The following is a 25,713-nucleotide window of genomic DNA, read 5'->3' on the forward strand; positions in this document are numbered from 1 at the left end:
GGCCGGGGCGGGGGCCGTGTGCGCCGTCGGCGAGGGAGGCGGTGCGAGCGGGGTCGGTGCCGACGGGGGCAGCGTGAGCGGGGGTGACGGATGGGGAGCCGCCTGTGGGTCGCGGGCGGTGTAGGCGGCGGTGGTGGTGGTGTCGGCGGGCGGCCCCGGCGTGGGGGCGTGCCATGTGGGGTGGTGCGGGGGCGAGTGCGGGGACACGTGTGGCACCGCGGGCTGTACCGGAGGCGGTACCCGGGCCGGGTCGGCTACCGGCGGGTGCTGCGGCGGCGGCAGCCGGAAACTACCCGTGTCCGACACGGACCCGGTGTGCGTGGGCGTGTCCGGTTCCGTACCGGCGCCTGTACCCCCGGCACCCGTACCCGTACCAGCAGCGGGCCCGGTACCGGCACCCGTACCCGCGTCGGCATGTGCGCCGGGACCGGCCCCCGTACCGTTCTCCGCGCCGGGACCGGCCTCCGAGCCCGGTCCCGAGCCGGTTCCGGCACCCGGGTACCAGGCCGCCCCCGACCCGGCTCCCGCCCCAGGGTCCTGGCGCGCCCCCGACCCGGCTCCCGCCCCAGGGTCCTGGCGCGCCCCCGACTCGGCCCCTGCCCCCGACTCGGCCCCTGCCCCCGGCCCGGTCCCTGCCCCCGGCCCGGTCTCAGCCCCCAGCCCGGTCCGCGCTCCCGGCCCGGTCCCCGTCCGCGGATCCCGGGGCTTTCGCAGCGTCGTCGACGACGTCGTGCCCGGGATGAGGTCCAAGGAGACGCCGGACGCCTGCCGGAGGGGGCCGTCCGGGGCGAATCCGGGGGGCAGTGGGCCGAGTTGGTCGAAGACCTCGATGAGGTCGTCCTCCGGGCCCGGTGCCGGCAGGAGTTCCGCGGCGCCGGCGAGGGCCTTGCGCGCTCCCGTGGCGGTGCGGAAGCGGTCCGCGGGGTCGGGCTGGAGCAGCGAGGCGACGATCTGCCAGAGCGGTTCCGGAATGCCCGTGGGCGGGCCGGGCGTCCCGTGTTCCAGGAAGTGCCGGACGATCGCCTTGGCGTCGGGCCGGGCACCTTCGAGGAGGTACAGGGCGACCAGGCCGACGGCGAACAGGTCGGCGGGGAAGTCGGGTTCGGCGCCCAGCATCTGCTCGGGGGCGAGGTAACCGGGCGTGCCGACCACGAGGTTGGTCTCCGTCAGCCGGGGCTCGCCGAGCCGCATGGCGATGCCGAAGTCGGACAGCCGCAGTCGCGGCCGGCCCGTACCGGTCGCTTCGAGGAGCACGTTGGCGGGCTTGACGTCCCGGTGCACGACGTCCTCCGCGTGGACGGCGGCTAGCCCGGACAGCAACTGGTCGAGCAGGGTGCACACGAAGGCCGGCGGGAGGGGGCCGTAGTCGCCGACCAGGTGGACCAGCGAGCCGCCGGCGACGAGGTCCATGGTGAACAGGACCTTGTCGTCGTCGGCGGCCCAGCTGGCCGGGGCGAGGACGTGCGGGTGGTCGATGCGCATCCCCTGCTCCCGGACGAAGCGGAGCAGGGAGTGCGCGTCCCGCTGCTGGAGGACCTTGGCGGCCACGTAACGCCGTCGGCGGTGGTCCCAGGCACGCCATACGGCGCCCACGCCCCCGCGTCCGATCGGGTCGGCCAGCTCGTACCGGCCGGCGAAGACCTCACCCATGGCAGCCGCCGCTCCTCCCACTGGCCCCGTGGAGCCCCCCGGGCCCCTTGCCCCCCTCGGCTCCCTCGCTCCCCTCCCTACCCAGGGGACGAGCGGTACGACCCGGCCGGCCCGGCTCCCCCCGTGGAGACAGGCCCCCGGGGGTCAGTTCTGGTGGGACTGGTAGTGCGCGACGGCGTCGGAGGTGCGGCCGGCGCCGTAGACGCGGAGGAACTCCGCGAGTTCGGGATGGCTCGGAGCGAGGGAGTCAGCGGCATCGATGATGTCACCCGCGGCGGCCACCGAGCGGAGCAGTGACTGGATCTCGCGGACCACGCGCTTCACCGTGGGCGCACCGGAACTGCTCGTGGTCTGGGTGGTGTTGTTGAGCACGGAGCCCCCCTGGGACTTCTTGATCTCGTCCATCCGCTCGGTCGCCTCGGCGGCGCTGACGCTGCCGTCCGCGACCTGGGCCGCCAGCTCCTGGAGCAGCTGCACCCGCTGGACCACCGCCGGATTGCCGATCTTCGCGCGCTGGCCGCTCATCAGCTGCGAGAGCATCGGGGCCGACAGGCCGAGGACCGCCGCGAGCCGCGCCTGGTTCAGCCCGAGATCGTCTATGAGCTTACGGAAGAGCGCCCCCAACGGCTCCCCGTACCAGTTCCGCTGCAGCTCCCGCGCTCTGGCGGTGGCTTCCTGCTGTGCGGCATCCATTGCGTCTCCCCATCGCTTCCCCTGAAAACCGCGGTTCGCTGTAGCGAACCACGTCGAGCATCTTACGGAGAGTGGTCATTCGCGGGGACCCCCAATCTTTTTGCGAGATACGGGGGGTGACCCGGTACTCTGGTCTGCGGCACCCGCCGGAACCCACTCGGTCCGGCCGGGAGCTGTTTTCCGGGGCCTTAGCTCAGTTGGTAGAGCGCCGTCTTTGCATGGCGGATGTCAGGGGTTCGACTCCCCTAGGCTCCACAGATCAAATGCCCTCTGAACTGCGAAAAGCAGTGTCGGAGGGCATTTTTCGTGCCCCTCTGCGGGTGCTCCCGTGATCGCCGCGGAAGTCCGGTGCCCGGGCTCCAGCGGGAGTCCAGGTGACCTCCAGAGAACCCGGCGACGCTGTCCAGCGTGGCCGGGGTCCGCCCGGCGCTGCGAACGTGCGATGTGACGGCGGTGAGGGGCATGGCTTTGGGGCCTGAGGCATTCCGCGAGTTCTTCGGATCCGTACCGACGGCCGTCGCGGTGGTGACCACGGTGGGCCCGGACGGCAGACCGCTCGGCTTCACGTGCAACGCGTTCTGCGCGGTGTCCCTGGACCCGGCGCTGCTGCTGGTGTCGGTGGACGAGGGCTCGCGCACGCTGCCCGCGGTGCTCGGCTCGGAGGTCTTCGCGCTGCACCTGCTGTCCGCCGAGGGGGGCGAGGAACTCGCCCGGACCTTCGCGGGGCGCTCCGACTGGAAGTTCGAGGGAGTGGCGTGGCGGCGCGGCGAGACGGTGCCCGACTGCCCCGTGCTCCTCGACGGTGTGCTCGGTCACGCCGAGTGCACCCTGGAGCGGAGTATCCCGGCCGGCGACCACCGGCTGCTCGTCGGGCGGATGGAGCAGGTCCGGATGCGCGAGGAGGCCCGCCCGCTGCTGTACCGGCGGGGGGCCTTCGCCGCGTGGGACGCGGCGCCCGCAGAGATCGCCGCGCGCCCGTGAGCGCCCGGCGCTCAGGCGTGGCAGGCGGGAAGTCCGCCGTGGTACTCGACCATGCGGCGGAACAGCTCGCTCATGTCCACACGGGAGCCGCGGGGCTCGCCCTGTTCCTCGGCGTACGCCCGGAAGAGGTTGGGGACGAGCCGCTCGCCGTCCAGCCACCGCCCGTACCGGCCGAGGTCGGTGCGGCGGGCCAGGGCGACCGGGTCGAGCCCCTCGGCGAGTCCCTGTTTCGCGAGGTCCTGGAGCAGGCGCAGGTATCCCGCGGTCTCGTCGAACACCCCTGGTCCCGCGACCGCCCCGTGGCCGGTGACGACCACCTCGGGCGCGAGGGCGCGCATCGTGTCCAGCGCCTCCAGGGTGCCGGCGACCGAGCCCATGGGGCAGAACGGGGTCACACCGTTCATCACCAGGTCGCCGGTGAACAGGACCCGCTCGGCGGGCAGCCAGACCACCGTGTCGTTGCTGGTGTGGGCCGGCCCCAGGTGCAGCAGTTCGGCGGTCTTGTCGCCGATGTGCAGGGTGAGCCGGTCGCGGAAGGTCAGGGCGGGCGGGACGAGTTCGAGGTCGCCCCACTCCACGTCGGGCCACAGCCCCGTCAGGTGCAGGCCGGCTTCGGCCAGCTCCGTGCGCAGGCGCTCGTGGCCGACGACCACGGCCTCGGGGAAGACGAAGTTGCCGAAGGTGTGGTCGCCGTGGAAGTGGGTGTTGACCAGGACCTGCGGTGCGCTCGGGGCGACAGAGAGCACCGCCGCGCGCAGCGCCCGGGCGCGCGCCTCGGTGGCCGCGGTGTCCACGAGGGCCGCGCGGTCACCCGAGACGATCAGGCCGGCGTTGTTCAGGCACCAGCCGCCGTCGGGCTGTATGTAGGCGAACACGCCGTCGGCGACCTCCGCCAGCTCCGGCCTGCCGTCCCCCGGTCCCCCGGCCGTACGGGCAGTCACTCCGGCAGTCGGTCCGGACATGTGGGCCTCCTCTTCGACATCATGGATCTGGTTCATCGTCGGCTCAGCGACTGGAGCCCGGCTCGAACTCCACCGGCTCCCGGCTCGGACGTACCGCGACCACACTGACCAGCACCCCGCCCAGCACGTGCGTGGCCGTGGTGAGGCGGCCGGTCAGCGGGGTGCCCGCCGCGTCCCGCGGGACCGGCCGGCCCGCCGGGTCGGCGGCGTCCAGGCCGAAGGTGCGGGGCGGGTGGCGCAGTCCCGTGCCCAGCGCTTTGGTGTAGGCCTCCTTGAGGGTCCACAAGCGCAGGAGCTCCGCGTCGCGCGCGGCTCCGCGCAGCCCCCGTGCGTCCAGTCCGGCGCGCTCGTGGGGGGTGCACATCCGGTGCTCCAGGACGGACATGGGGCGGCCCTCGTGTTCCGCGTCGACTCCGACACGGCCGCCGCGGAGGACCGCGACGGCCAGCAGGGACCCGGTGTGGCTGAGGCTGAAGTCCAGCTCCGGCAGGCCGGGGGCGTACGGGCGGCCCAGAGCGGTGCGGGCCAGGCGGACCCGGTCGGGATCGCGGTCGCAGAGCGCGCCGAGGGTGGTGCGGAGCAGCAGCCGGGAGGCCCGGAAACGCCGGCGCATCCGGTCGTCGCGGAACGCCTCGAGACGCTCCGCGTCATCGGGGTGCCCGGGGCGCCGGGCCGCCCGCGCCGCCCATTCCCCGACGGTGCCGTGGACGAGCAGCGGGCGGCCGGGGGCGAGCGCGGGCGGGGTCGGCACGGGCGGCTCAGGCCAGCTGGTCGTGGGTGACCAGGCGGGAGCGGGTGTGCACGCCCTCCTCGGTCACGACCAGGACGTCGTGCACCACACAGCTCGGCGCGATCTCCGGCTTCCCGCCGGGACGGACCGTGACGACCAGGGCGTACACCGTGGAGCGCAGCGAGCCGTCGGCCTGCGGCTCCAGGGCGATGTGGTTGAACCAGTGGCGGCGCTGCACCGGGTCGCCCTCGAAGCGCTCGTGGAACCGCTCCAGTTCCGCGACGATCCCGGCGCGGCCCACGGCCGGCTCGGCGGCGGGGGAGTGCTGGAAGGTGCCGTCCTCGGTGAAGGTGGCGGCGTACTCGGTGAAGCGGCCCCCGTCCAGGGCCTGCATCTGGTGGGCGTAGAAGTGCTGGACCTGGGCGTAGACGTCGGTACGGACTGCGGTGGCGGTCACCGGTTCCTCCAGAGCGCGAGATGGTCGATGCCGCCACCTTCGCCGGGCGGGCTCGAAGGGGCCTCCACTACGGCTTGAGCCCGGCCGACGAGGCCCGGGACGAGACCCCGAGGCACCGGTGCGCTGTCCGAGGCACCGGTGCTGTTCGGGGCGCGCGGCTCGGGTTCGGGTGTGGCGCACCGGTACGCCGGCCGAGGCGGAGGCGGAACCCGGCTTTCCCGTGCGGCGGCCGTGCGGCGGCCGGGCGGCGGGAGGCCGGGCCCGAGGTGTCAGCGGCCCTGGACGCCGGGGGCCGCTTCGGTGGCGTGCCGGAGGGTGGCCAGGCTGTTGCGGCCGAGCGCGTCGCGGAGGTAGGCGCGGGCGTCGGCGAGAGTGGCGTCCGGGCCGAGGACCTCGGTGATGCCGCCCGGGTCGACGGCGACCGTGTGGCGGGCGGTCGCCACCGGTCCCTCGGGGGTCTGCGTGAACGTCCACTCGCCGCTGTGCCCGGACAGCAGCCGCGGGGTGCGCTGCTGCTTGTACGCGATCCACTCGGGCGCCCGGCAGATCCGGGCCGAGCGCGTGGTGTGGGCGGAGCCGTCCGCCGTCACGGTGTCCATCTCCAGCCACTGCACGCCCGGCTCCGGCTCGGTCAGCTCGACCCGGGCCACGTGCGGCAGCAGGTCGGCCCAGCGGTCGGCGCGCTCGATGAAGGTGTAGGCGTCGAGGGCCGCGCCCGCGCCCTGGAGCGGGATCGTGTCGGTGAACGAGAAGACCAGGTCGTCCACGGCGTGGCCGGTCTCCGCGAGGGCGGCGAGGGCACCGAGTTCGCGGGCACTGTTGCGGTCGAGGGCCTCCTCCACGCGGGACACCGCCACGGGGTCGTCGTCCACGACGGTGAACCGGTGACGCAGAACGATCTCGGTGCCGCCGTCGTCCAGCCGCCGGAACAGCCACCCGCCGGACATGGACGTCACGGGCGGCCGGCTGTGCTCCTGGCGGAAGGACACGTAGAGCCGACGCGGATCGAGCACCCGGCGCGAACGCCAGTGCGCGACCTCGCCGTTCACCTCGGCCCAGATCTCGAACCGCTCGGTCCGTCCTTCCCGGGCGAGGTGGCGCACGTGCACGGTCGGCTCGAACACGGCGGGCCACCGCGTCACGTCGGCGACCAGCGCGTACAGCGCCTCGGCCGGTGCGGCGACCGTCACGGTGTGCTCACTGCGGTGAACGGTGGGGAAGGCGGCGGTCTGGGCCATGGGACGTACTCCTTCGGCGGGTTCGGGCACAGGCGGGCGCGGGGGCACGCACCGGAGTGCGTGCCCCCGCGGCGTGGTGACGGCCGTCAGGCGGCTTCGGCCACCGTGGCGTTGACGAGGTCCAGCAGCAGGCGGGGGGTGAGTTCCTCGTTGACGTCGTCGTCCGAGAGCGAGACGCCGAACTCGCGTTCGATGCGGGAGGCGCTCTCCATGAGGGCGAGGGAGTCGTAGCCGAGGTCCTCGAAGGTGACGTCGAGGATGTCGCCGGAGAGGTCGACGCTGTCGTCCTCCCCCGCGCAGGCGACGAGGATGGTGCGCAGGGCGTCGAGGGTCAGCTGGGCCATTTCCGTGTCTCCTTGGACGAGGTCAGGGGCGGGGGGTGGTGAGGACGACGGCCGAGTTGAAGCCGTGCCGGCCGCGGGCGAGCACCAGGGCGGTGTCCAGGGCGGCCGTTCGGGGTTCACCGGTCACCAGGTCGATGCCGTACGTGTCGGGCACCCGGGCGGTCCGGCCGCTCGCCGGGATGACCTGGTCGCGCAGGGCGAGCAGGGCCGCCGCGACGTCGACGGGGCCGCCGCCGGCACACAGCCGTCCGGTGAGGGCCTTGGGCGCGGTGACCGGGACGCCGCGCGGGCCGAAGAGCCGGACGAGCGCATCGGCCTCGGCCCGGTCGAGCTCCGGGACGCCCGCGCCGTCGGCGAACACCACGGAGACGTCGGAGGGCGTCAGACCCGCTTCGGCGAGGGCGAGGTGGGCGGCGCGGCCCAGAGCCGGCGGGCGCCCGGTACCGGGTGCCGGGTCGAACGTCGCGGCGTAGCCGGCGATCTCGCCGTAGATCCTCTCCGCTCGGCGCTCGCGCGCGGAGTCGGCGTCCTCGACGATGAGGACGGCGCCTCCCTCGCCCGGCACATGGCCGGAGGCATCGGCGTCGAAGGGCAGATACGCGCGCTCCGGGTCGGTGACCGTGGACACCAGGCCGCCGGCGAGCTGCGAGGTGAAGCCCCAGGGGTCGAGCGCGGAGTCCACGCCGCCGCTGAGCACCAGCCGGGTGCCGCGGCGCACCGTGCGCCGGGCGTGCCCGATCGCGTCGAGCCCGCCGGCCTGTTCGCCGACCAGAGCGGCGCTGGGACCGCGCATCGCGTTGCGGATGGAGATCTGGCCGGTGTTGACGGCGTAGAACCACGCGAACGACTCGTACACGCTGACGTACTCGGGGCCCTGGCTCCACAGCTTGTGGAACTCGCGGTGGGTGAAGTCGAAGCCGCCCTGGGCGGTCGAGGTGACGACGCCCAGGTCGTAGTCCTCGAAGCCGGAGTCGGGGCCCACGCCCGCGTCGGCCAGTGCCCAGTCGGCGGCGGTGAGGGCGTACCGGGTGGAGATGTCGGTCTGCGGAAGCAGCCGGCCGGGCAGGTGCTCGGACGCGTCGAAGTCGGTGATCTGCCCGGCCAGCCTGGACGGGTAGCGCGAGGCGTCGAAACGGGACAGTTCGCCGATGCCGTTCTCACCGGTCAGCAGCGACTTCCAGTAGCGCTCGGTGCCGAGGCCGCCGGGTGCGACGACGCTGATGCCGGTGACGACGGCACGTTTGTGGGAACGGCTGCTCACGCGGCCACCTCCGGGCGGTGCAGGACCATGGCGCTCTGGAAACCGCCGAAGCCGCTGCCCACGGTGAGCACCGTGTCGACGCGCTGCTCGCGCGCGGTGAGCGGCACGTAGTCCAGGTCGCACTCGGGATCGGGTGTGTGCAGGTTCGCCGTCGGCGGTACGACGTTGTGCGCGATGGCCAGGACCGACGCGGCGATCTCGATGGAACCGATCGCGCCGAGCGAGTGGCCCACCATCGACTTGATGGAGCTGACCGGCACGGCGTAGGCGTGCTCACCGAGGCTGCGCTTGAACGCGGCCGTCTCGTGGCGGTCGTTCTGCCTGGTGCCGGAGCCGTGCGCGTTGACGTAGTCGACGGCGGTGCGGTCCAGACGGGCCTCGTCGAGGGCGGCCCGGATGGACTCGGCCATCTCGCGGCCGTCCTTCTTCAGACCGGTCATGTGGTAGGCGTTGCAGCGGGTGGCGTAGCCGCCGACCTCGGCGTAGATGTGCGCGCCGCGCCGCTTGGCGGCCTCGTAGTCCTCCAGGACGAACATGGCGGCGCCCTCGGCCAGGACGAAGCCGTTGCGGGTGCCGTCGAAGGGCCTGGACGCGTGTTCCGGGTCGTCGTTGCGGGGCGTCGTCGCCTTGATGGCGTCGAAGCACGCGACCACGATCGGCGATACCGGTGTGTCGGCGGCACCCGCGACCACCACATCGGCACTGCCCTCGCGGATCAGCTGCACCGCGTAGCCCACCGAGTCCAGGCCGGAGGTGCAGCCGTCGGACACCATGGTGACCGGGCCCTCGGCGCCGGCCGCCCAGGCGACCTCGGCGGGCATGACGCCCGGGCTGAGGTAGTCGAACATGTACGGCGACAGGTGCGCCGGGTCCACCAGCCACTCGCGGCCGGCGTCCGACATCACCAGGTACTCGTTCTCCAGGCTGGTCGCCGAGGCGACGGCGCTGCCCAGGGCGACGCCGATCCGCGACGGGTCGAGGGCGCCGGTGTCCAGTCCGCTGTCGGCCATCGCGTCCCGGGTGCAGGCGACGGCGAACTGGGTGGCGCGGTCCATGCGCCGTACCTCCCGCGGCGAGAAGCCCTCGGCGGCGGCGTCGAAGTCGACCTCGCCCGCGATCCGGGAGCGGAAGGGGGAGGCGTCGAAGAAGCTGATGGGCCGGGTGGCCGTGCGGCCGGCGGTGAGCAGGTCCCAGAACTCCTTCGTCCCCGAGCCGCCAGGGGCGCGCACCCCGACCCCGGTGATCACTACGCGCCGGGTCACCGTCGTCCTCCTGTACTGCTGGGCATCGCGTGGGGCTCCTTTCGCCCGCCGTACCTCACTGACACCCCGGCACACTCCCCGGCCCTGCTCGAGAGCGGCTCGCGGACGGATGGGGCGGCCCGGGTGACGAGCGGGGGCCGGTGTGCCGGGGTGCGGTGAGAGCGGGCGGGCCCCGTTCCTCTCCATCCGGTTTCCAGCCCCGCTCGAGCGCGCGCGGCGACGCTCTGGCGGGGCGCGGCAGGACGACGCCCCATCCGGCCCCCACCCCACCCGAGGGAGACGAGCGGTAATGACGACGGCGACAGCGACGGCCACGGCACCTTCCGCCACCGCAGCGAAGCCGGTGGCGCTGGTGACCGGTGCCACCAGCGGCATCGGTCTGGCGATCGCCCGGCGGCTGGCCGCTCTCGGCGCACGCACCTTCCTGTGCGGCCGCGACGAGGAACGGCTCGCCCGGACCATCGAGGAGCTGCGGGCGGAGGGGTACGACGTCGACGGCACCGTGTGCGACGTCGCCGACCAGGCCCAGATCCGCGCCTTCGTGGCCGCGGCGGTGCAGCGGTACGGCACGGTCGACATCCTGGTGAACAACGCCGGCCGCAGCGGCGGCGGCGCCACCGCCGAGATCCCGGACGAACTCTGGCTCGACGTCATCCAGACCAACCTGACCAGTGTCTTCCTCATGACGAAGGAAGTGCTCAACGCCGGCGGCATGCTGGCCAAGAAGCGCGGCCGGATCATCAACATCGCCTCCACCGGGGGAAAGCAGGGCGTCGTGCACGCCGTGCCGTACTCCGCGTCCAAGCACGGTGTCGTCGGCCTGACCAAGGCGCTCGGCCTGGAGCTGGCCCGTACCGGCATCACGGTGAACGCGGTGTGCCCCGGCTTCGTCGAGACCCCGATGGCCGAGCGGGTGCGCGAGCACTACGCGGGCATCTGGCAGGTGTCCGAGGAGGAGACCTTCGACCGCATCACCAACCGGGTGCCGCTCGGGAGGTACGTGGAGACCCGCGAGGTCGCCGCGATGGTCGAGTACCTCGTCGCGGACGACGCCGCGGCGGTCACCGCGCAGGCGCTGAACGTCTGCGGCGGACTGGGCAACTACTGATGGCCGCCGAAGCGCCGCAGGCGCCCGTCGCGCTGGTCACCGGATCCTCCTCCGGCATCGGGCAGACCGTCGCCCGGCGGCTGGCCGCCGACGGCTACCGCGTGGTCGTCAACTCGGCCCGCTCCGTGGAGGACGGCGAGAAGACGGCCGCCGCGCTGCCCGACGCCCTCTACGTCCGGGCCGACGTCTCCGACGAGGCGGAGGCCCGCCGTCTGGTGGACACCGCCGTCGGGCACTACGGCCGGCTGGACGTCCTGGTCAACAACGCCGGGCGGACGCGCGCCATCCCGCACGCCGACCTGGCCGCCGCCACCCCCGAGGTGTGGCGGGAGATCCTCGGCCTGAACGTGATCGGTACCTGGCAGACGACCGTCGCCGCGATGCCGCACCTCTCCCGGTCGGGAAGCGGCGCCGTGGTCAACGTGTCCTCGATCGCGGGCAGCCGCCCGGCCGGCAGCTCCATCCCGTACGCGGTGAGCAAGGCGGCCATCGAGCACATGACCCGGCTCCTGGCCCGCACGGTGGGACCGGCCGTCCGGGTCAACGCGGTCGCACCGGGGCTGATCGAGACGCCGTGGACGCAGAACAGCGACTTCTTCGCGCCGATCGCCGAGCACGTGCGGCAGACCACGCCGCTGCGCCGGACGGGCCTGCCGGAGGACGTCGCGGACGCCGTGCTCGGGCTGGTCCGGGCCACGTACACCACCGGGCAGGTACTGCTGGTGGACGGTGGCGCCCACCTCCTGTGAGTCCGGCCGTCGGCCGTCCCGCGTCCTCACACCCCCTTTCACCCACCTGTCCCGAGGAGTCAGACCGTGCGGCTCGCCGTGAACCTCGTCCACCAAGGCGCCGGTGAACTCGCCCGCGCCGCCGAGCGGCTGGGGTATGCCGCCGTCCTCGCCCCGGAGGGCTACCGGTCCGACGCGGCGAGTGTCCTCGGCCTCGTGGCGGGGACGACCGAACGCATCGCGCTGATCTCGGGCGTGATGCAGATACCCGGCCGCCCGCCCGCCATGGCCGCGCTGACCGCCGCCACGCTCGACTCCCTGAGCGGCGGCCGGTTCCGGCTCGGCCTCGGGGTGTCCAACCCCGACGTGTCCGTGGGCTGGTACGGCGTGCCGTTCACCCGGCCGCTGGACCGGACACGGGAGTACGTCGACATCGTCCGGCGCGCCCTCGAGGGCGGTCCAGTCACCCACCAGGGCACCCACTTCGAGGTCGGAGGCCCCGCGCCGCTGCACCTGCTGACCGAGCGGCGCCCCGGCCGGCTGCCGGTGCTTCTCGCGGCGGTCGGCCCGCGCAACCTGCGGCTCGCGGGTGAGATAGCGGACGGCTGGCTCGGTGTCTTCACCTCGCCGGAGGCCGTGGACCGGTCCGTCGCCGAGATCCGCAAGGGCCGCGGCACCGGCGACCTCGAGGGCTTCGAAGTGCTGCCCAGCCTGCCCACGGCCGTCGCGGACACCGCGGAGACGGCGGCGGACATGCTGCGTGGCCAGTACGTGTACCTGATGGGCATCGGAGACCCGGACCGCAACTTCTACTGCCAGATGGCGCGATCGATGGGGTACGAGGCCGAGACGGCCGCCTTCCTGGACCGGCTCGGCGCGGGAGACCGCGCGGGCGCCGGAGCCGCACTACTGCTCCAGCACCCACTCCATGTCGGAGACCTTCTGGACGCTGAAGCCGAGCACCCCGAGCCCCTTCTTCGCGGCCATGGCGTACGACGGCGGGGAGCCGGCCGCGTACCACATCGCCGGATGCGACTTCCCGTACGGCTTCGGCAGCACCTTCCGGGGCGGCAGCTGCCAGTGCTTGCCCTGGAACCCGGCGTACTCGTCCTGGAGCCACATCTTCGGGAACTCGGCGATCGTCTCCTCCCAGATCTCCTTCGTGTGGTTCATGTCGGTGATGCCGGGCAAAAAGCCGAGGATCTCGTGCGACCCGGCACCGCGCCCGCTGCCGAACTCGAAGCGCCCCTCGCTGAGGTGGTCGAGCATGGCGACCTTCTCGGCCACCTTCACCGGGTGGTTGACCTGGGCCAGCGGGTTGAAGATCCCGGAACCCAGGTGGATCCGCTCGGTCGCGTGGGCGAGGTAGCCGAGGAAGACGTCGTTGGCGGACAGGTGCGAGTACTCCTCCAGGAAGTGGTGCTCGGAGGCCCAGGCGTACTTGAAGCCGGACTTGTCCGCCTGGATGACGTACTCGGTCTCCTCCATCAGCGCCTTGTGCTCGGCAAGCGGGTCGGTCTCGGCCCGCTTGCCGACGTATCCCTGTACAAAGAGCCCGAATTCCACGGCGGTTCACCGTCCCCAAGTCTTTTTCTGACATACCGTCAGACAGGTTGTCGGCCGACTGTGGCACCGGCCGCCGCGGCCGTCAATAGCTGACGGCTCGTCAGATGATGCTGACGCCGGCCAGCCAGCCGCCGTCGATCACGAACGGCTGCCCGGTGATGTACGAGGAGTCGTCCGAGGTCAGGAAGAGGGCGAGCCGGGCCACCTCCTCCGGCTGCCCGACCCGGCCGAGCGGCACGAGCCTGCGGTACAGCTCGTCCAGCGCTCGGCTCGTCTCCGCCGGGTCGGCGTCCGGGTCCAGCCGGGCCGGGTTCGACATCGCGGTGTCGACGGCGCCCGGACAGATCGCGTTGACCCGGATCCCCCGGTCCGCCAGCTCCAGCGCGGCCACCCGGGTCAGCCCGAGCACGGCGTGCTTGGTCGCGGCGTACGCGCCCACGGCCGCCATACCGGTCAGCCCCGTGTACGAGGCGGTGTTCACGATCGTGCCGCCGTCCGTCAGCTCGGGCGCGACGGCCTTGATGCCCAGGAAGCAGCCGACCTGGTTGACCTGCACGACCTGCATGAACTCCGCCAGGGGGGTGTCCACGAGGGCGTTGAAGCGCAGGATGCCCGCGTTGTTGACCAGCCCGTCGATCCGCCCGTACGCCTCCTTGACGGTCCCGACGGCCTCCCGCCAGCCGTCCTCGCTGCCCACGTCCAGATGCACGTACCGTGCGCCGATCTCCTTGGCCAGCGCCTCCCCCCGGTCGTCCAGCACGTCGGTGACGACGACCCGCGCGCCCTCCGCCCGGAACAGCCGCGCCTCCTGCTCGCCCTGCCCGCGTGCCGCCCCGGTGACGACCACGACCCGCCCGTCCAGCTTGCCCATACCGCCTCCTCAGTCCAGCCGGGGCGCGACCTCCACCCCGAACACACCGATCTGGTCGATCAGTTCGGCCCGGCTCCGGCTGCGGAACCGCACCTGGATCTGGTCCACACCCAGCGCCCGGTACGCGCGCAGCGACTCGGCGATCTCCTCCGGCGTCCCGGTGAGCGTGCGTCGTCCCACGTCCCAGCCGGGCCGGCCCACGTACAGCGGCTCGGCGATGGCACCGACCGTGAACGGCCCGCCGGCCCCGGCCTCCTCGCGCAGCCGCCGGATGCGGGCGACCTGCTCGGCCAGCCGGTCCCGGGGATCACCCTGCGGCAGCCAGCCGTCGCCCTTCAGGGCGGCCCGGCGGACGGCGGCGGGCGAGGAGCCGCCGACCCACACGGGGACGTGCGGCTGTGCCGGGCGGGGCCGCTGGCCGAGCCCGGCGAAGTCGTAGCGCTCGCCGTGGTGCTCGGGGAACTCCTCGGGCCCGAGGGCGGCCCGCAGCGCGTCGATCACCTCGTCGAGTACGGCCCCGCGCCGCTCGAAGTCCGCCCCGAGCGCCTCGAACTCCTCCCGCACGTGCCCGGCCCCCACGCCGAGGACCAGCCGGCCGCCGGAGAGGTGGTCGAGGGTGGCGTACTGCTTGGCGGTCACGAGCGGATGGCGCAGCCCGACGACGGCGACATGACTGAGCAGCCTGGCCCGCTCGGTGACGGCGGCGAGGTGGGCCAGGGTGGCGACCGGGTCGTACCAGACCGTGCTCATGGCCGGGGCGAGGCGGCGGGGGACGGCGACGTGGTCGCAGCAGGCGAGGTACGCGAACCCCGCGGCGTCGGCCGCGCGGGCGACGGCGACCAGGTCCTCCGGCCCGGCCCCGGCCTCCCACGGCTCGGCGTAGAGGGTGCTCTGGGACTGGACGGGCAGCTGGATGCCGTACGCCAGGCGGCTCACCGCCACAGCCCTTGCGGCGTGAGCCCGAGCAGGTCGATGGCGTTGCCCCGGACGATCCGCTCGACCACGTCGGCCGGCAGGTGCCCCATCTGGGCCTCGCCGACCTCGCGGGACTTGGGCCAGGTGGAGTCGGAGTGCGGGTAGTCCGTCTCGTACAGCACGTTGCCGACGCCAATGGCGTCCAGGTTCCTGAGCCCGAAGGCGTCGTCGAAGAAGCAGCCGTAGACGTGCCCGGCGAACAGCTCGGACGGCGGCCGGGTCACCTTGTCGGCGACCCCGCCCCAGCCGCGGTTCTCCTCCCACACCACGTCCGCGCGCTCCAGGACGTACGGGATCCACCCGATCTGGCCCTCGGCGTACATGACCTTGAGGTTCGGGAAACGCTCGAACTTGCCGCTCATCAGCCAGTCGACCATCGAGAAGCAGCAGTTGGCGAAGGTGATGGTGGAACCGACGGCGGGCGGGGCGTCGGCGGAGGTGGAGGGCATCCGGCTGCTGGAGCCGATGTGCATGGCGACGACCGTGCCGGTCTCGTCGCAGGCCGCGAGGAAGGGGTCCCAGTCGTCGGTGTGCACGGACGGCAGCCCGAGGTGCGGGGGTATCTCGGAGAAGGCGACGGCCCGGACGCCCCGTTCGGCGTTGCGGCGGACCTCCGCCGCCGCCAGTCCGGCGTCCCACAGCGGGATGAGGGTGAGCGGTATGAGCCGCCCGTGTGCTTCGGGCCCGCACCACTCCTCCACCATCCAGTCGTTGTAGGCGCGGACGCAGAGCAGGGCGAGGTCCCGGTCGGCGGCCTCGGTGAAGGTCTGGCCGCAGAACCGGGGGAAGGTCGGGAAGCACAACGCCGACTGGACGTGGTTGACGTCCATGTCGGCGAGCCGGGCGGCCACGTCGTAGGACCCGGCGCGCATCTGCTCGTAGGTGATGACCTCGAGCCTGACCTCGTCCCTGGCGCAGCCGACGGCCGTGTCCAGGCGGGTGAGCGGCCGGCGCAGGTCCCCGTACACCCACCAGTCGCCGAGCGGTCCGTCCGTACCGCCCGGCTCGCCCATGACGGGCCTGAACCGCCCGCCGAGGAAGGTCATCTCCTTCAGCGGCGCGCGCACGACGCGGGGTCCGTCGTCCCGGTGCTTCCTCGGCAGCCTGTCCTGCCACACGCCGGCGGGCTCGACGGTGTGGTCGTCGACGGAGATGATCCGCGGGAACTGTGTGGTCTCCATGCCGTTCACGGTAGCGCCAATCTGACGGTCCGTCAGCTGTTGATTCGGGCAACCGGGATGCGAAGACCGTGTGAGGGCCTTGTGGACCACGACTCACGCCCTGTGATCGGCGTCTCGCACGGCTGACGCAACCGCCCGGAACAAGGCAAACTGACGGAGTTGTTCGTGATGCCGAGGGGGACGAACGCATGGACGGTGGGCCGCGAGTACCCGAGCAGCGGCGTGCGGGCTCCGGGGCCACCGCGGAGTCCGGCCCGCTGCGCTTCGGCGTGCTCGGTCCGGTGCGGGCCTGGCGCGGCGACGCGACGCTCAGCACGGGCTCCCCCCAGCAGCGGGCCCTGCTGGCCGCCCTGCTGCTGCGGGAGGGCCGCACGGCCACGGCGGGGGAGCTGATCGACGCGCTGTGGGGGTCCGAGCCGCCGTCCCAGGCCCTGGCGGCGGTCCGCACGTACGCCTCCCGGCTGCGGAAGGTGCTCGACCCCGGGGTCCTGGTCAGCGAGTCCGGCGGCTACGCGGTGCGCTCGCCGGGCGAGGGCGCGCTGGACCTCACGGTCGCGCAGGACCTGGCGGCGGACGCGGAGAAGGCCCGCGGAGCCGGGGACCTGGGCCGGGCCCGGACCCTGCTGAACCAGGCCCTCGGCCTGTGGGACGGCGAGCCGCTGGCCGGTGTCCCCGGCCCCTACGCCGAGGGCCAGCGGGCCCGGCTGGAGGAGTGGCGCCTCGGCCTCCTGGAGTCGCGCCTGGACCTGGACCTGGAGCAGGGCTGCCACGCCGAGGCGGTCTCGGAACTGACGGCCCTGACGGCGGCGCACCCCCTGCGGGAGCGGCTGCGCGAACTGCTGATGCTCGCGCTGTACCGCAGCGGCCGGCAGGCGGAGGCGCTCGCCGTGTACGCCGACACCCGCCGGCTGCTGGCCGAGGAACTCGGCGTGGACCCGCGCCCCGGCCTCCGCGAGCTCCAGCAGCGCATCCTCCAGGCCGACCCCGCCCTGGCGGAACCCTCCGCCCCCGTGGCGGAGTCGCCGGCCGCCCCCGTCCGCCCCGCCCAGCTCCCCGCCTCCGTACCGGACTTCACCGGCCGCTCCTCCTTCGTGTCCGAGCTGAGCGACGTGCTGTCCTCCGCGTCGGAGACGGAGGGCCGGGTGATGGCGGTCTCGGCGCTGGCCGGGATCGGCGGTGTGGGCAAGACGACCCTCGCCGTCCACGTCGCCCACCGGGCCCGCCCCGCGTTTCCCGACGGCCAGCTCTACGTCGACCTCCAGGGCGCCGGCCCGCGCCCGGCGGAGCCGGAGACGGTGCTCGGGTCCTTCCTGCGCGCCCTGGGCACGGCGGACACGGCGATCCCCGACTCCCTGGAGGAACGGGCCGCCCTGTACCGCTCGGTCCTGGACGGCCGCCGGGTCCTGGTCCTGCTGGACAACGCCAAGGACGCGGCCCAGGTCCGCCCGCTGCTGCCCGGCACGGAGGGCTGCGCGGCCCTGGTCACCTCCCGGGTCCGGATGCTGGACCTGGCCGGGGCGCATCTGGTCGACCTGGACGTCATGTCCCCCGAGGAGGCGCTCGCCCTGTTCACGAAGATCGTGAGCGAGGAGCGGGTGGCGGCGGAACGGAAGGCGGCCCTGGACGTCGTCGCGGCCTGCGGCTTCCTTCCCCTGGCGATCCGTATCGCCGCGTCCCGCCTGGCGGCCCGCCGCACCTGGACGGTCTCGGTGCTGGCCGCGAAGCTCGCCGACGAACGCCGCCGCCTGGACGAGCTCCAGGCGGGCGACCTGGCGGTGAAGGCGACCTTCGAACTGGGCTACGGCCAGCTGGAACCGCCCCAGGCGCGGGCCTTCCGCCTGCTGGGCCTGGCCGACGGCCCCGACATCTCCCTCGCCGCGGCGGCCGCGGTCCTGGACCTCCCCCCGGAGGACACGGAGGACCTGCTGGAGTCCCTGGTGGACACGTCCCTCCTGGAATCGGCGGCCCCCGGCCGCTACCGCTTCCACGACCTGGTACGCCTCTACGCCCGCTCCTGCGCGGAACGCGACGAGGAACCGGAGAGGGAGCGGGAGGAAGCGATGTCGCGACTGCTGGACTTCTATCTGGCGACGACGGCCGGCGTGTACGCGATCGAACGGCCGGGGGACCGGCTGGTGGACGACCTGGAAGCGACCGAATATCCGGGGCTGTCGTTCACGGAAGCGACGGCGGCACTCGACTGGTTGTACAACGAGGCCGCGCCCCTGCTTGCGTGCGTGCGGCAGTCGGCGGGGACCGAGCGACTGCGCCGGGGCGTCGACCTGCTCTGGGCGGCCAAGGACCTGACCGAGTCCGGGGCCAACTCCCATCAGTACGAGGCGACGGCCCGCGCGATGTGTGAGGCCACCAGGACGGCGGGTGACACCCGGGCCGAGGGAAGGGCGCGCACCGTGCTCACCGATGTCCTGCTCGTGTCCGGGCGCATTCAGCAGGCGGAGGAAGAGGCTCGCACGGCGATGAGCCTGGCGGAGGGCGTGGGCGACTCGACCGCCACGTGCTGGGTGGCCAACAACCGGGGGCTGATCTGCCTTCATCAGCGGCGCTACGCGGACGGCCGGGCATACTTCGACCAGGCAATCGACGGTTTCCGGGCCATCGGCAACCGCCCGGGGGAAGCGTCCGCCCTGTCCAACCTCTCCCGGGCGCAACTCGGGGCAGGCGACACCTCCGAGGCCGTCGCGATCGCCATGCGCGGACTCGCTGTGTACGTCAGCCTGGGCCGCACCATGCGCCTGGCCAACGGCCACTTCGCCGTGGGCGTGGCCCTTTCGCAGGCAGGGCGGCACAAGGAGGCGCTCTCCCAGTTCTCCGAGGCCCGTGACATCTTCAGCGGACATCGCCAGCGGCTGTGGGAAGGTGCCACCAACTTCCGTATCGCCGAAGTGCACATGGCTACCGGAGAGGCCGCCTCGGCCGCTCAACACGCCGAACAGGCCCTGGCGCTCGGCTGCATCGGCGGAGACCGGATGCGGGGTAACGTCCTGACGTTGCTCGGGCGAGCCCTGTCCGCCCTGGGCCAGGCCGACCGCGCGAGGGCCTGCTGGCGGGAGGCGCTCAACCTCTATGAGCAGAACGGGGCGGCGGAAGCCGAGGAGGTCCGGGCCCTGCTCGACACGACGTCCGCGACCTGAGACGCCGGCAATCACACCCGTCGGCAGGCCCGTTCAGCATTCGTTTATCTCCACGCGGGATGCTCATACCCGTCAGACCATCGCGCCGGGGGGTCGATGGTCCGCTGGAGCCTTCACCGGTTAGTGTGCGGGCTCCGAACGCCCGTCCGGCAGCCCTCGGGGGAGCTACCAGACGGGCGTTCCTGACTCCTCACCACAGCGAAGGAAGCATGATGAGCGACACGAAGAAGGCCGCCGACGCCAAGCCCCTGGACAATCACATGCCCAGTGAGCCTGTCGCCGACGAGAAGGTCGGCACGCTCGACGACCACGGGCCTGCCGAGACGGCCCTGGACGCCGTCAAGACCATGGACAACCACATGCCGGCTCCGCCCGCCCTGGGTCTGGACGCCAAGTAGACCCGTAGGCCTTCCGTTCCGACGGGGACCGGCCGCGGCGGCGCCGAGGGGGAGCCGCCGCGGCCGAGGCGTGTCCGCGCACCTGCCGCGCGGGCCGCGCCCGCGAGGGGCCGGCGGGTTCGCTCCGCCGCTGGGCGGCGTCCGTCGGCCCGGTCTCGTCTCACCCGCTCTCCCGCAGCACCCCCTTCACCACCTTCCCGCTGGCGTTCCTCGGTAGTTCCCCCACGAACCGCACCGTCCTCGGGACCTTGTAGTTCGCCATCTCGCGGCGGGCCCAGGCGATGAGGTCGTCGGACGTGAGCGGTGAGCCCGGTCTGCGGACCACGAACGCTCTGCCGACCTCGCCCAGGCGGGCGTCCGGGGTGCCGATGACCGCCGCGTCCGTCACGTCCGGGTGGAGCAGCAGCAGTTGCTCTATCTCCGCCGGGTAGGCGTTGAATCCGCCGACGATGAACATGTCCTTGATGCGGTCGGTGATACGCAGGTTGCCCGTCTCGTCCAGGACGCCCACGTCCCCCGTGTGCAGCCAGCCGTCCGCCGAGATCGTCTCCGCGGTCGCCCCGGGGTCGTCGTAGTAGCCCTGCATGACGTTGAAGCCCCGGACCAGCACCTCCCCCGGTGTGCCGGGCGGCAGCGGGGTGCCCGAGGGGTCCGTCACCCGCACCTCCGTGCCGGGGATGGCCCGGCCGGAGGTGGAGGAGATCACCTCGGGGTCGTCGCCGCGTCGGCACATCGTCACGATGCCGGACGCCTCCGAGAGGCCGTAGGCCGTGAGGACCGTGCCGACGCCCAGTTCGCCGCGCAGGCGTTCCACCAGTCGCAGCGGGACCACCGCCGCTCCCGTCACCACGAGCCGCAGCGCCGAGAGGTCGTGGGTGCCGCGCGCCGGGTGGTCCAGGAGCTGCTGGTGCAGGGTCGGCGGGCCCGGCAGGACCGAGATCCGTTCCGCCGCCATGTTCGCCAGGGCCGTGTTCACGTTGAACACCGGCTGCGGGATCATCGCCGCCCCGCGCATCAGGCAGGCGATCACCCCGGCCTTGTAACCGAAGGTGTGGAAGAAGGGGTTGACGATGAGGTAGCGGTCCGTGTGGTCCAGGCCCGCCAGGTCCGCCCAGATCTCGTACGCGCGCAGGGTCTGGCCGTGGGTGACCACCGCGCCCTTGGGGCGTCCCGTCGTGCCCGAGGTGTAGGTGATGTCGGAGAGGGAGGTGCCGCGCAGCTGTGCGGCGCGCTCCCGGACTTCGGCCGGTGGCCGGCCTTCGCCCTCGGCCAGGAAGTCCTTCCAGGTGCGGAAGTCCGCCGGCGCGTTCTCCGACAGGACCACCACCTGTTCCAGTTCCGGCAGTCCGGGCAGCGGGCCGCGGCCGGCGGCCGCCCCCTCGCCGGCGGCCCGGCGCAGGGAGGCGACGTACGACGTGCCCAGGAAGGTGCCCGTCACGAACAGCAGCCGGGTCCCGCTGCGGCGCAGTACGTCCGCCGCCTCGGCCCCCTTGAAGCGGGTGTTCAGCGGGACGAGGACCGCGCCCGCCGTGACGGCGCCGAGGGCCGCGACGATCCACTCCAGGCTGTTGGGGGCCCAGACGGCGACCCGGTCGCCCACCTGGATCCCGTGGGCCAGACAGGCGGCCGCCGCGCGGTCGACGCGGGCGCCCAGTTCGGCGTAGGTGATCCTCGTGCGGCCGTCGGCCACGGCCTCCGCGTCCGCGTACCGCTCGGCGGCCGACCGCACCAGTTCCGGGATGGTGTCCCACTCGATCACGGTCCAGCCTCCGCAGATGAGCAGCCGATTACTGACTGACCGTCAGATTAGCTGTAACCTGACGGCCTGTCAGGAGAGGGGGCAGCAACATGGCAGGACCAGGGATCAAGGACGCCACCGCCATCGTGGGGATCGGGCAGACCGCCTTCGCCAGGCACCTCGCCGAGGACGAGAAGACGCTCGCCTGCCGGGCCGTACTCGCCGCGCTCGACGACGCGGGGATCGCGCCCGCCGAGGTCGACGGCCTCGCGTCCTACACCATGGAGGAGACCGACGAGGTCGAGCTGGCGAAGGCCGTCGGGTTCGGCGACCTGACCTTCTTCAGCAAGGTGGGCTACGGCGGGGGCGGGTCCTGCGCCACCGTCGCGCAGCTCGCCGCCGCCATCGCCGCCGGGCAGGCCACCGTGGGGGTCGCCTGGCGTTCCCGGAAGCGGGGCAGCGGGAAGCGGCCGTGGACCGACACCGCCGTGCAGCTGCCGACTCCGGCCCAGTGGACCCGGCCCTTCGGGCTGCTCCGGCCGGCCGACGAGATAGCCATGCTGACGCGGCGCTACATGCACGAGTACGGCGTCAGCCGGGATCACCTGTTCAACGTGGCGCTGGCCTGCCGCAACCGCGCCAACCAGAATCCGGCCGCCGTCATGTACGACCGCCCGCTCACCCGCGAGATGTACATGACCTCGCGGTGGATCAGTGAGCCGCTGTGCCTGTACGACAACTGCCTGGAGACGGACGGGGCCCTCGCCTGCGTGGTCGTCGGCCGCGAGCGGGCGCGGGACTGCGCCACGAGACCGGTGTACGTCCACTCCGCCGCACAGGGGCTGCCCGCCCAGCACCACGGCATGGTCAACTACTGGAACGACGACCCGCTCACCGGCCCCGCCTGGACCGCCGCCCGGCACCTGTGGAAGCACGCCGACCTCACGCCGCAGGACGTCGACGTGGCGCAGATCTACGACGCCTTCACCGCGCTGATCCCGCTGTCCCTGGAGGGCTACGGCTTCTGCGCGCGCGGGGAGGGGGGCGCCTTCACCGAACAGGGCGCCCTGGAGATCGGCGGACGGCTCCCGGTCAACACCGGCGGGGGCGGGCTCAGCGAGGGGTACGTGCACGGCTTCAACCTCGTCAACGAAGGGGTGAAGCAGCTGCGCGGCACCAGTACCGCGCAGGTCCCCGGGGCCACCACCTGCCTGGTCACGGCCGGTGAGGGTGTGCCCACCTCCGCCCTGCTGCTGAGGAGCTGACCGGCATGCTGAGTCCCGTCACCGACACCGACGGCGCGCCCTTCTGGGAGTACGCGGCCCGTGGCGAGCTGCGCGTCCAGACCTGCGGCGACTGCGGCGAACCGCGCTTTCCGCCCCGGCCCTGCTGCCCGCACTGCCAGTCCTTCGCGAGCGTGTGGCGGCCGGTGGCGGGGCGTGGCCGGATCTGGTCGTACGTCGTGCCGCACCCGCCGCTGCTGCCCGGCTACGCGGAACAGGCGCCGTACAACGTGGTCGTCGTGGAGCTGGAGGAGGCGCCGCGGATACGGCTCGTGGGGAACGTGGTCGCGCGCGCCGGGGCGCCGCTGGACTCCGTGGACCCGGTGTGCCTGAGGATCGGCGCCCGGGTGCAGGCGGTCTTCTCCGGCGGGCTGCCGCAGTGGGTGCTCGTGTGAACACCGTCCGCCTCGCCGTGGACGAGGACACCGGCGTCGCCGTCGTCACCCTGGACCGGCCCGAGCGGCTGAACGCCATCGACCTGGAGATGGCGCGGGAACTGGGCGAGGTGTGGCGGCAGTTGCGGTTCGACGACGCGGTGCGGGCCGTCGTGCTCACCGCCGCCGGCGAGCGGGCGTTCTGTACGGGCATCGACCGGGACGCCGTCGTGCCGCAGCCCTCGTCGCCGTACGCGCAGGACGACCCGCTGCTGGGTGTCGGGCCCAAGGCGAACGGCCTGTGGAAGCCGGTGGTGGCCGCCGTGCACGGGATGGCCTGCGGTGGCGCCTTCTACCTGCTGGGCGAGAGCGACTTCGTGGTCGCCGACCCGACGGCCGTCTTCTTCGACCCGCACACGACGTACGGCATGGTCAGTGCCTACGAGTCCGTGCTCATGGCCGGGCGGATGCCGTACGGGGAGGTCGCGCGGATGATGCTCATGGGCACGGCCGAGCGGATCTCCGCGCGGCGGGCCCTCGAGGTGGGGCTGGTCTCCGAAGTCACCGAGGAGGGGGCGGCGCCGGCGGGTGCCGTGCGCTGCGCCGCCGTGCTCGCCGGGTATCCGCCGCGGGCGGTGCAGGGGACGGTCCGCGCGCTGTGGGCGGCCGGGGAGGCGGCGCGTGCGCAGGCGTTCGCACAGGCGCCGCACCTCATCGCCCTGGGCAATCTGCCGGCCGGACGGCAGGCGGAGCTGTTCGCCGGCCGGCGACGGGAATTCCGGGTGCGTTAGCTCCTGAGCCGGGCCTCCTCGTCCGCCTCGCAGTGGTCGACGGCGTCCAGGTACTGCTTGCGCAGCGGGACCCGTGCGGTCGCCTTGCCGTGTGCGCTGACGGAGACCTCCGGGGACTCCGCGGTCCAGAGGTAGCCGTCGCCGGCGTCGTAGAAGGTGACCCAGGCGGTGAACTTCGCCGTGCGCCGGTTCGGGTTGCCGATCTCGACCGTGGCGTAGGGCCGCTTCCCGGTCGCACAGCTGACCAGCTTCACCGTGCCCTTCTGCGTCGCCCTGCCGGTGCCGCTGCCGGAGGGGGTGGAGGTGGGCCGGTGCGTACGCCGGTAGGAGCCGCCGCCGGTGGTGGTGCCGGTGCTGTCGTCACCCGAGCCGTAGGAGGAGTCGTACGAGGAGCCGCCCGAGGAGTCGGAGTACCCGCCCGACGAGCCGCCCGACGTGGACGACGTCGAACTGCCGTGGTTCTGGTGCGAGCTGCTGCACCCGCCTCCGCCGCCCCCGCCGTGGTGCCGGCCCCTGGAGAAGCCGGTCAGGCTGAGCACCACCAGGGTCAGTACGGCCGTGAACTTGAGCGAACGCCTTCGTGTAGCCGTGTCCATGCCAGCACCATATCCGTGGTCGTCCGGGGTCCGCACCGCATGGCGGGTGCCGTGGGCCCGGGGTAGCGTCGGCCGTGGACGGCCGCCGTCCGGTGCCCTTTCCGTGCGAACCCGGTGCGACGGCCGTCACGCGCCTCACGCCTCAGGCGTCTCACGCCGTCCGCGCGGTACCCGTGCCCTTCTCCGCGTCCAGCGCGTACACGCACCGGTCCTTGCTGCACGCGTACACCACACCGTCCTTGACCACCGGGGACCCGGTGATCTCGCCGCCGGTGGCCAGCTTCCAGCGCAGCCGGCCGTCGTCGGCCTTCAGGGTGTAGAGCAGATGGTCGGTGGAGCCGAAATGGATGCGGCCCTCCGCCACGACGGGCGCTCCCACCACGTCACCGCCCGCCTGGAAGCGCCACTTGGGCGTGCCGGTGACCGCGTCCAGGGTGTAGAGGCCCTTGCCGCTGCCGACGTGCACGTGCCCGGCGGCCACCAGGACGGGATCGACGCAGGAGCGCGCCTCGGTGGCGATGCGCCAGCGGTCCCGGCCGTCGGCGGCGTCGAGGGCGTAGACCGTGCCGAGGTAGTCGGCGAGGTAGATGCCGCCGCCGGTGACGGCCGGGCCGGGGGCGAAGGCCGGCGGGCACAGGAAGACCGCCGGAGCCTCGAAGTGCCAGCGCACCATGCCGCTCGCCGCCTCGACGGCGAGGACCCGGGTGCCGGCGGAGACGTAGACGCGGCCGTCGGGGGCCGGGGTCAGGCGGACCGGGACACCGCCGCAGGAGGCCGCGTCACCGATGGGGTACGACCAGCGTTCCTCGCCGGTGCGGGCCTCCAGGGCACGCAGCCGGGCGTCCTGCCAGACGTAGACGGTGCCGTCGTGCACGACGGGGCCCGCCTCCGGGGACTCGAAGTCGGTCTGGCAGCCGGTGATCTCCCACAGCTTCTGCCCGCTCGCCGCCTCCCACGCCTGGACTCCGCCGCCCCGGGTGCCGGTGACGACCGTGCCGCGGTCGGCCGCGAGGGAGTACACCCAGGCGTCCGTGGAAAGCCGCCACAGGTCGGCGCCCTCGCGGGCCTCCAGGGCGAAGAGGGTGGGGCCGTCGGAGGCGTGGATACGGCCGTCCGCGACGGCCATCGACCAGGCGACGTCCCGTGTCTTGAACCGGCGGCGGCCGGTGCCCACGTCCAGGGCGTGCACCTCGAAGGAGGTCACGTAGACGAGGTCGCCGTCCACGGACGGGGTGCCCCACACGTCGTTGGACATGCGGAACCGCCAGGGGCGCCAGCCGGCCGCCGTCTCCGGCGGGGCGGGCGGGGCCGGCGGTACGGCGGGATCGGCGCCGGCCAGGCCGGGGCGGGGACGGGACCAGCTGGCCACCAGAC

The 25,713-nt window shown here is 73.1% G+C and carries 23 protein-coding genes, 1 tRNA gene and 2 pseudogenes; 10 read left to right on the forward strand and 16 right to left on the reverse strand.

The window, feature by feature from the left end; all coding sequences use genetic code 11:
- Together GT045_RS39740 and GT045_RS15400 are read right to left on the reverse strand one after the other, a co-directional pair.
- The coding region (locus tag GT045_RS39740; protein ID WP_237538610.1) for a serine/threonine-protein kinase at nucleotides 1-1,650 on the reverse strand (1,650 nt) is incomplete at its 3' end.
- Between the two features lie 144 nt (nucleotides 1,651-1,794).
- Nucleotides 1,795-2,343: a DNA-binding protein gene (locus GT045_RS15400; protein WP_161287197.1), complete on the reverse strand. Its 549-nt coding sequence runs from the start codon at nucleotides 2,341-2,343 to the stop codon at nucleotides 1,795-1,797.
- A 182-nt stretch (nucleotides 2,344-2,525) separates the two neighbouring features.
- Here GT045_RS15400 and GT045_RS15405 point away from each other — a divergent pair.
- Together GT045_RS15405 and GT045_RS15410 are read left to right on the forward strand one after the other, a co-directional pair.
- Nucleotides 2,526-2,598: transfer RNA gene (locus GT045_RS15405), tRNA-Ala, on the forward strand.
- 207 nt (nucleotides 2,599-2,805) lie between these two features.
- Entirely contained in the window at nucleotides 2,806-3,324 is a 519-nt protein-coding gene (locus tag GT045_RS15410; protein ID WP_161287196.1) for a flavin reductase family protein, read from the forward strand.
- 11 nt (nucleotides 3,325-3,335) lie between these two features.
- Here the strand turns inward: GT045_RS15410 and GT045_RS15415 are convergent, their stop codons facing one another.
- The 7 genes from GT045_RS15415 to GT045_RS15445 form a co-directional block, all read right to left on the reverse strand.
- A complete protein-coding gene (locus tag GT045_RS15415; protein WP_237538611.1) occupies nucleotides 3,336-4,286 on the reverse strand; it encodes an MBL fold metallo-hydrolase in 951 nt (316 codons plus the stop codon).
- Between the two features lie 43 nt (nucleotides 4,287-4,329).
- Nucleotides 4,330-5,037: a 4'-phosphopantetheinyl transferase superfamily protein gene (locus tag GT045_RS40465; RefSeq protein ID WP_161334508.1), complete on the reverse strand. Its 708-nt coding sequence runs from the start codon at nucleotides 5,035-5,037 to the stop codon at nucleotides 4,330-4,332.
- Between the two features lie 7 nt (nucleotides 5,038-5,044).
- Complete coding sequence (locus tag GT045_RS15425) at nucleotides 5,045-5,473, reverse strand: nuclear transport factor 2 family protein (protein ID WP_161287193.1); 429 nt, start codon at nucleotides 5,471-5,473, stop codon at nucleotides 5,045-5,047.
- 269 nt (nucleotides 5,474-5,742) lie between these two features.
- Nucleotides 5,743-6,711 carry an aromatase/cyclase gene (locus GT045_RS15430; protein WP_161287192.1) on the reverse strand — a complete coding sequence of 323 codons (969 nt, stop codon included), beginning with the start codon at nucleotides 6,709-6,711 and terminating at the stop codon, nucleotides 5,743-5,745.
- A gap of 86 nt (nucleotides 6,712-6,797) precedes the next feature.
- Nucleotides 6,798-7,055 (reverse strand): acyl carrier protein, encoded by a 258-nt coding sequence (locus tag GT045_RS15435; protein ID WP_161287191.1) that lies wholly within the window; start codon nucleotides 7,053-7,055, stop codon nucleotides 6,798-6,800.
- 22 nt (nucleotides 7,056-7,077) lie between these two features.
- The gene (locus GT045_RS15440; RefSeq protein ID WP_161287190.1) at nucleotides 7,078-8,316 is read right to left on the reverse strand and encodes a ketosynthase chain-length factor; all 1,239 of its coding nucleotides are present in this window, start codon (nucleotides 8,314-8,316) and stop codon (nucleotides 7,078-7,080) included.
- The gene (locus tag GT045_RS15445) at nucleotides 8,313-9,578 is read right to left on the reverse strand and encodes a beta-ketoacyl-[acyl-carrier-protein] synthase family protein (protein ID WP_161287189.1); all 1,266 of its coding nucleotides are present in this window, start codon (nucleotides 9,576-9,578) and stop codon (nucleotides 8,313-8,315) included. Before GT045_RS15445 ends, GT045_RS15440 begins: the two co-directional genes overlap by 4 nt.
- Nucleotides 9,579-9,867: 289 nt before the next feature.
- On the opposite strand from GT045_RS15445, the gene GT045_RS15450 reads away from it, so the two are divergent.
- The 3 genes and pseudogenes from GT045_RS15450 to GT045_RS15460 form a co-directional block, all read left to right on the forward strand.
- Nucleotides 9,868-10,686, forward strand: a complete 819-nt coding sequence (locus GT045_RS15450) for an SDR family NAD(P)-dependent oxidoreductase (protein WP_161334509.1) — start codon at nucleotides 9,868-9,870, stop codon at nucleotides 10,684-10,686.
- Entirely contained in the window at nucleotides 10,686-11,435 is a 750-nt protein-coding gene (locus GT045_RS15455; RefSeq protein WP_161287187.1) for an SDR family oxidoreductase, read from the forward strand. Before GT045_RS15450 ends, GT045_RS15455 begins: the two co-directional genes overlap by 1 nt.
- Before the next feature lie 78 nt (nucleotides 11,436-11,513).
- Nucleotides 11,514-12,272, forward strand: a pseudogene (locus GT045_RS15460) (LLM class flavin-dependent oxidoreductase); the annotation flags it as partial.
- A gap of 51 nt (nucleotides 12,273-12,323) precedes the next feature.
- Here GT045_RS15460 and GT045_RS15465 read toward each other — a convergent pair.
- The 4 genes and pseudogenes from GT045_RS15465 to GT045_RS15480 form a co-directional block, all read right to left on the reverse strand.
- Nucleotides 12,324-12,980 (reverse strand): annotated as a pseudogene (locus GT045_RS15465) (LLM class flavin-dependent oxidoreductase); the annotation flags it as partial.
- 100 nt (nucleotides 12,981-13,080) lie between these two features.
- Nucleotides 13,081-13,851 (reverse strand): SDR family oxidoreductase, encoded by a 771-nt coding sequence (locus GT045_RS15470; protein WP_161289929.1) that lies wholly within the window; start codon nucleotides 13,849-13,851, stop codon nucleotides 13,081-13,083.
- Between the two features lie 9 nt (nucleotides 13,852-13,860).
- Complete coding sequence (locus tag GT045_RS15475; RefSeq protein ID WP_161289955.1) at nucleotides 13,861-14,778, reverse strand: LLM class F420-dependent oxidoreductase; 918 nt, start codon at nucleotides 14,776-14,778, stop codon at nucleotides 13,861-13,863.
- 5 nt (nucleotides 14,779-14,783) lie between these two features.
- On the reverse strand, nucleotides 14,784-16,016 hold the full coding sequence (locus GT045_RS15480; RefSeq protein ID WP_161334510.1) for an amidohydrolase family protein: 1,233 nt from the start codon (nucleotides 16,014-16,016) through the stop codon (nucleotides 14,784-14,786).
- 179 nt (nucleotides 16,017-16,195) lie between these two features.
- Here GT045_RS15480 and GT045_RS15490 point away from each other — a divergent pair, with 179 nt between their 5' ends.
- Nucleotides 16,196-19,159: a BTAD domain-containing putative transcriptional regulator gene (locus GT045_RS15490; protein WP_161334511.1), complete on the forward strand. Its 2,964-nt coding sequence runs from the start codon at nucleotides 16,196-16,198 to the stop codon at nucleotides 19,157-19,159.
- Nucleotides 19,160-19,371: 212 nt separating this feature from the next.
- Nucleotides 19,372-19,557, forward strand: a complete 186-nt coding sequence (locus GT045_RS15495) for a hypothetical protein (protein WP_161334512.1) — start codon at nucleotides 19,372-19,374, stop codon at nucleotides 19,555-19,557.
- A gap of 160 nt (nucleotides 19,558-19,717) precedes the next feature.
- Here GT045_RS15495 and GT045_RS15500 read toward each other — a convergent pair whose 3' ends face one another.
- Nucleotides 19,718-21,313: a FadD3 family acyl-CoA ligase gene (locus GT045_RS15500; protein WP_161334516.1), complete on the reverse strand. Its 1,596-nt coding sequence runs from the start codon at nucleotides 21,311-21,313 to the stop codon at nucleotides 19,718-19,720.
- 92 nt (nucleotides 21,314-21,405) lie between these two features.
- On the opposite strand from GT045_RS15500, the gene GT045_RS15505 reads away from it, so the two are divergent.
- Genes GT045_RS15505 through GT045_RS15515 form a run of 3 tightly spaced genes read left to right on the forward strand, consistent with a single transcriptional unit; the run spans nucleotide 21,406 to nucleotide 23,743 of the window.
- Complete coding sequence (locus GT045_RS15505; protein WP_161334513.1) at nucleotides 21,406-22,560, forward strand: lipid-transfer protein; 1,155 nt, start codon at nucleotides 21,406-21,408, stop codon at nucleotides 22,558-22,560.
- 5 nt (nucleotides 22,561-22,565) lie between these two features.
- Nucleotides 22,566-22,973, forward strand: a complete 408-nt coding sequence (locus GT045_RS39750) for an OB-fold domain-containing protein (RefSeq protein WP_161334514.1) — start codon at nucleotides 22,566-22,568, stop codon at nucleotides 22,971-22,973.
- Nucleotides 22,970-23,743: an enoyl-CoA hydratase/isomerase family protein gene (locus GT045_RS15515; protein WP_161298238.1), complete on the forward strand. Its 774-nt coding sequence runs from the start codon at nucleotides 22,970-22,972 to the stop codon at nucleotides 23,741-23,743. The genes GT045_RS39750 and GT045_RS15515 overlap by 4 nt, the downstream gene beginning before the upstream one ends.
- On the opposite strand, the gene GT045_RS15520 is transcribed toward GT045_RS15515, so the two are convergent.
- On the reverse strand, nucleotides 23,740-24,339 hold the full coding sequence (locus tag GT045_RS15520; RefSeq protein WP_161298239.1) for a hypothetical protein: 600 nt from the start codon (nucleotides 24,337-24,339) through the stop codon (nucleotides 23,740-23,742). The two genes, GT045_RS15515 and GT045_RS15520, sit on opposite strands and share 4 nt — an antisense overlap.
- A gap of 151 nt (nucleotides 24,340-24,490) precedes the next feature.
- The coding region (locus tag GT045_RS15525; RefSeq protein WP_161334515.1) for a PQQ-binding-like beta-propeller repeat protein at nucleotides 24,491-25,713 on the reverse strand (1,223 nt) is incomplete at its 5' end.

The organism is Streptomyces sp. SID486 (assembly GCF_009865385.1).
Lineage (GTDB): Bacteria > Actinomycetota > Actinomycetes > Streptomycetales > Streptomycetaceae > Streptomyces.